Source organism: Mesorhizobium sp. M7A.F.Ca.CA.004.06.1.1, from assembly GCF_003999135.1.
In the GTDB taxonomy this organism is placed as follows: domain Bacteria; phylum Pseudomonadota; class Alphaproteobacteria; order Rhizobiales; family Rhizobiaceae; genus Mesorhizobium.
This window is the reverse complement of the sequence record NZ_RZPQ01000516.1, coordinates 1-4,289: the sequence shown is the minus strand read 5'-3', so window position 1 is coordinate 4,289 and position 4,289 is coordinate 1. Positions and strand designations below refer to the sequence as shown.

Below are 4,289 nucleotides of genomic sequence, written 5' to 3'. Positions count from 1 at the left end.
GATCCAGACGCGACCAGCGCGCTTCATTTCACGCGTGATCGCGCGGCGGGCCGCCTCGATCTCACGTGCGGTGACGCGGTTCGGCTCAAGCGCCTTCAGCCCGAAACCACCGAAATCCAGGTTGGTGCCGCCCTTTGCGGTACCATGGATACGGCCCTTGAACTGCTTGCGGAACTTTGTGCGCTTTGGCTGCAGCATCGTTCTAACTCCAAATTCCTAAATGTCTCAGGCGTTTTCGCGACGACGACCGCGTTCGCGATCACCACCACCGCCATGCGCTGCATCGCTTTCGCTGGCCCGACGCTCCGAAGCCATCGGGTCATGCTCAAGGATTTCGCCCTTGAACACCCAGACCTTGACGCCGCAGATGCCATAAGCCGTGTGCGCTTCGGCCGTACCGTAGTCGACGTCCGCACGCAGCGTATGCAGCGGCACGCGGCCTTCGCGATACCATTCCATGCGCGCGATCTCGGCGCCGCCGAGGCGGCCGGCGCAGTTGATGCGGATGCCTTCGGCCCCGAGGCGCATCGCCGACTGAACGGCACGCTTCATGGCGCGGCGGAACGCGATACGACGCTCGAGCTGCTGGGCGATCGACTGGGCGACCAGGGTCGCGTCGATTTCCGGCTTGCGCACTTCAACGATGTTGAGGTGCGTCTCGGACTTCGTCATCTCCATCAGCTTCTTGCGAAGCTTCTCGATGTCGGCGCCCTTCTTGCCGATGATCAGACCCGGGCGCGCGGCGTGGATGGTGACGCGGCACTTCTTGTGCGGACGCTCGATCACGACCTTCGAGATGGCAGCCTGCTTGAGCTCCTTCTCGAGATACTTGCGGATCTTGATGTCCTCATGCAGCAGCTTGCCGTACTCGCCGGTGTTCGCGAACCAGCGCGAATCCCAGGTGCGGTTGATGCCGAGGCGAAGACCGATCGGATTGACTTTCTGGCCCATTATGCGGCCTCCCCTTTTTCTTCGACTTCACGAACGACGATCGTGAGGTGCGAGAACGGCTTCTCGATACGGCTGGCGCGACCGCGGCCACGGGCATGGAACCGCTTCATGACGATCGACTTGCCGACATAGGCTTCCGCCACGATCAGTGCATCGACATCCAGGTCGTGGTTGTTTTCCGCGTTGGCGATTGCCGATTCCAGCGTCTTCTTGACCGTGCCGGAAATCCGCTTGGCCGAGAATTCGAGATCGGAAAGCGCTGTCGCGACCTTCTTGCCGCGGATCAGCGCGGCAACGAGGTTCAGCTTCTGCGGGCTGATACGGATCGTGCGCAATACGGCGCGCGCTTCGTTATCAGCAAGCCTGCGCGGAGCTTTGGCCTTGCCCATGATTATTTCCTCTTCGCCTTCTTATCCGCGCCGTGACCGTAATAGGTCCGGGTCGGAGCGAATTCACCGAACTTGTGACCGACCATGTCCTCGTTCACCGAGACGGGAACATGCTTCTGGCCGTTGTAGACACCGAAGGTGAAGCCGACGAACTGCGGCAGGATGGTGGAGCGACGGCTCCACATCTTGATCACCTCATTGCGACCACCTTCACGAACCTTGTCCACCTTCTTGAGAAGGTAGCCGTCAATGAAGGGGCCTTTCCAAATCGAACGAGTCACTTGGCGTTACCTCTTCTTAGCTCTTGCGCTGATGGCGCGAGCGCAGGATGAACTTGTCGGTCGCCTTGTTGGACCGCGTCTTCTTGCCCTTGGTCGGCTTGCCCCAGGGCGAAACCGGATGGCGGCCACCCGAGGTGCGGCCTTCACCGCCGCCGTGCGGATGGTCGACCGGGTTCATGGTCACGCCGCGATTGTGCGGGCGCTTGCCACGCCAAACCGTGCGACCGGCCTTGCCGTCATTGATGTTGCCGTGGTCCGGATTGGACACGGCGCCGACAGTGGCCATGCAGGAGCCGTGAACGACACGCTGCTCGCCCGAATTGAGGCGCAGGATCGCCATGCCCTGGTCACGACCGACTAGCTGACCGTAACCACCTGCCGAACGGGCGACCTGAGCGCCCTTGCCCGGCTTCAGCTCGATGTTGTGGACGATGGTGCCGACCGGCATCGAAGCCAGCGGCATCGCATTGCCCGGCTTCACATCTACCGATTCACCGGAGACGATCTTGTCGCCGGGAGCCAGACGCTGCGGAGCGATGATGTAGGACAGCTCGCCATCGTCATACTTGATCAGCGCGATGAAGGCGGTGCGGTTCGGATCGTATTCAATGCGCTCGACCGTGCCGACGACGTCGAACTTGCGGCGCTTGAAGTCGATGATGCGGTACGAACGCTTGTGACCACCGCCGATGAAGCGGGCGGTGATGCGACCGTGATTGTTGCGGCCGCCCGACTTGGTCAGGCCTTCGGTCAGACCCTTGACGGGCTTGCCCTTGTAAAGACCCGAGCGGTCGACGATGACCAGCTGACGGGTGCTGGGCGTTACCGGGTTGAATTTTTTCAGTGCCATTGTTCTGTCCTCGCGGCCTTGCTCAGAGACCCGTCGCGACGTCGATCGACTGACCATCGGCCAGCGTCACAACCGCCTTCTTGACGTCGCTCTGGCGGCCAACCGTGCCACGGAAGCGCTTGATCTTGCCCTTGCGGACAAGCGTGTTCACGGCCATCACCTTGACGCCGAACAGCGCTTCGACGGCGGCCTTGATTTCCGGCTTCGACGCCTTCTTGGCGACGTTGAAGACGACCTTGTTCTGCTCGGAGGCCATGGTCGACTTTTCGGTGATCGCCGGCGAGACGATCACGTCGTAATGACGAAGGTCGGTCATTTAAAACGCTCCTCGAGAGCCTCGACGGCGGCCTTCGAAAGGACCAGCGTGCCGCGGCGCAGAATGTCGTAGACGTTGATGCCCTGGATGGGCAGCACGTCGATGTTGGGGATGTTCGTCGCCGCCAGCTTGAAGTTCTTGTCAAGCTCGGCGCCGCCGATCAGCAAAGCGTTGGTCAGGCCCAGCGTCGCGAAATTCGCGATCAGCGCCTTCGTCTTGGCCTCGGTCAGCTTCAGCTCGTCGATGATGATGATCGACGCGCTCTTGGCCTTGGCCGAGAGAGCATGCTTGAGGCCGAGAGCACGAACCTTCTTCGGCAGTTCGTGCTCGTGGCTGCGAACGACCGGGCCGTGGGCCTTGCCGCCGCCGCGGAACTGCGGAGCGCGTGCCGAATGGTGACGGGCGCGACCCGTACCCTTCTGCTTGTACATCTTGGCGCCGGTGCGCGCGATCTCGGCGCGACCCTTGGTCTTGTGCGTGCCCTGCTGCTTCTTGGCAAGCTGCCAGCGCACGACGCGCTGCAGGATGTCTTCGCGCGGATCAAGGCCGAAAATCTCGTCGGAGAGTTCCACCTTGCCGGCGTCCTTGCCGCCCAGCGTTGTGATCTTGAGATCCATTATTCCGCTCCCTCTGTGGCCGGAGCCTCGTTCTTGGCGCCACTTTCGGCAGCAACGGCGCGGATCGCGGCAGGCTTCGGCGCATTGGCCGGCAGTGCCACCTTGGCCGCATCGCGGACCAGGATCCAGGCGCCCTTCGATCCGGGAACCGCACCGCGGATCAGGATCAGGCCGCGGTCGGCGTCGGTCGATACGATCTCGACATTCTGCGTGGTGACGCGGGTGTCGCCCATGTGGCCAGCCATATGCTTGCCCTTGAACACCTTGCCCGGGTCCTGGCGCTGGCCGGTCGAACCGTGCGTCCGGTGCGAAACCGAGTTACCGTGCGTTGCACGGCCACCGCCCATGTGGTGGCGCTTGATGACGCCCTGGAAGCCCTTGCCGATCGTCGTGCCCGTCACATCGACCTTCTGGCCGGCGACGAAGTGCTCGACGGTGATCTCGGCGCCGACATCGATCATGTTGTCGGCGGAGACGCGGAACTCGGCGACCTTCGCCTTCGGCTCGACGGAAGCGGTCGCGAAATGGCCGCGCATCGCCTTCGACGTGTTCTTCACCTTGGCAAGGCCAACGCCGAGCTGAACGGCGGTGTAGCCATTCTTCTCTTGCGTGCGCTGGGCCACGACCTGGCAGTTCTCCATCAGGAGAACGGTGACGGGAACATGTTCCCCGGCATCGTTGTAGATGCGGGTCATTCCCACCTTCTTTGCAATCACACCTGAACGCATCGGTTCAATTCCTTTAGAGTTCCGGGCCAGGGGCACCGCCCCTTACCGCGCTCTCATTCCCTTAGAGCTTGATCTCGACGTCGACGCCGGCGGCCAGATCGAGCTTCATCAAAGCATCGACCGTCTGCGGGGTCGGATCGACGATGTCGAGCAGACG

The 4,289-nt window shown here is 62.2% G+C and carries 9 protein-coding genes; all 9 read right to left on the bottom strand.

The features are described from left to right. The coding region (gene rplP, locus EN906_RS24715) for a 50S ribosomal protein L16 (RefSeq protein WP_127375448.1) at positions 1-198 on the bottom strand (198 nt) is incomplete at its 3' end. Between the two features lie 27 nt (positions 199-225). After that, positions 226-951 (bottom strand): 30S ribosomal protein S3, encoded by a 726-nt coding sequence (gene rpsC / locus EN906_RS24710; protein ID WP_013531426.1) that lies wholly within the window; start codon positions 949-951, stop codon positions 226-228. Continuing rightward, complete coding sequence (rplV, locus tag EN906_RS24705; protein ID WP_006205462.1) at positions 951-1,340, bottom strand: 50S ribosomal protein L22; 390 nt, start codon at positions 1,338-1,340, stop codon at positions 951-953. The genes rpsC and rplV overlap by 1 nt, the downstream gene beginning before the upstream one ends. 2 nt (positions 1,341-1,342) lie before the next feature. After that, on the bottom strand, positions 1,343-1,621 hold the full coding sequence (gene rpsS / locus EN906_RS24700) for a 30S ribosomal protein S19 (RefSeq protein ID WP_006205463.1): 279 nt from the start codon (positions 1,619-1,621) through the stop codon (positions 1,343-1,345). 16 nt (positions 1,622-1,637) lie between these two features. After that, positions 1,638-2,471 carry a 50S ribosomal protein L2 gene (gene rplB, locus EN906_RS24695; RefSeq protein WP_024505067.1) on the bottom strand — a complete coding sequence of 278 codons (834 nt, stop codon included), beginning with the start codon at positions 2,469-2,471 and terminating at the stop codon, positions 1,638-1,640. Positions 2,472-2,493: 22 nt separating this feature from the next. Then, positions 2,494-2,787 (bottom strand): 50S ribosomal protein L23, encoded by a 294-nt coding sequence (locus tag EN906_RS24690; RefSeq protein WP_013531424.1) that lies wholly within the window; start codon positions 2,785-2,787, stop codon positions 2,494-2,496. Then, positions 2,784-3,404, bottom strand: a complete 621-nt coding sequence (rplD, locus tag EN906_RS24685; RefSeq protein WP_013531423.1) for a 50S ribosomal protein L4 — start codon at positions 3,402-3,404, stop codon at positions 2,784-2,786. Before rplD ends, EN906_RS24690 begins: the two co-directional genes overlap by 4 nt. Beyond that, positions 3,404-4,132: a 50S ribosomal protein L3 gene (gene rplC / locus EN906_RS24680; RefSeq protein ID WP_013531422.1), complete on the bottom strand. Its 729-nt coding sequence runs from the start codon at positions 4,130-4,132 to the stop codon at positions 3,404-3,406. The genes rplD and rplC overlap by 1 nt, the downstream gene beginning before the upstream one ends. Before the next feature lie 61 nt (positions 4,133-4,193). Continuing rightward, on the bottom strand, positions 4,194-4,289 hold a 96-nt coding region (locus EN906_RS24675), incomplete at its 5' end, for a 30S ribosomal protein S10 (protein ID WP_245484326.1).

Bases quoted from the DNA above. Each gene is read 5' to 3' on its own strand.
- rpsC (WP_013531426.1), bottom strand. From the start codon at position 951: ATGGGCCAGAAAGTCAATCCGATCGGTCTTCGCCTCGGCATCAACCGC.
- rplV (WP_006205462.1), bottom strand. From the start codon at position 1,340: ATGGGCAAGGCCAAAGCTCCGCGCAGGCTTGCTGATAACGAAGCGCGC.
- rplB (WP_024505067.1), bottom strand. From the start codon at position 2,471: ATGGCACTGAAAAAATTCAACCCGGTAACGCCCAGCACCCGTCAGCTG.
- EN906_RS24690 (WP_013531424.1), bottom strand. From the start codon at position 2,787: ATGACCGACCTTCGTCATTACGACGTGATCGTCTCGCCGGCGATCACC.
- rplD (WP_013531423.1), bottom strand. From the start codon at position 3,404: ATGGATCTCAAGATCACAACGCTGGGCGGCAAGGACGCCGGCAAGGTG.
- rplC (WP_013531422.1), bottom strand. From the start codon at position 4,132: ATGCGTTCAGGTGTGATTGCAAAGAAGGTGGGAATGACCCGCATCTAC.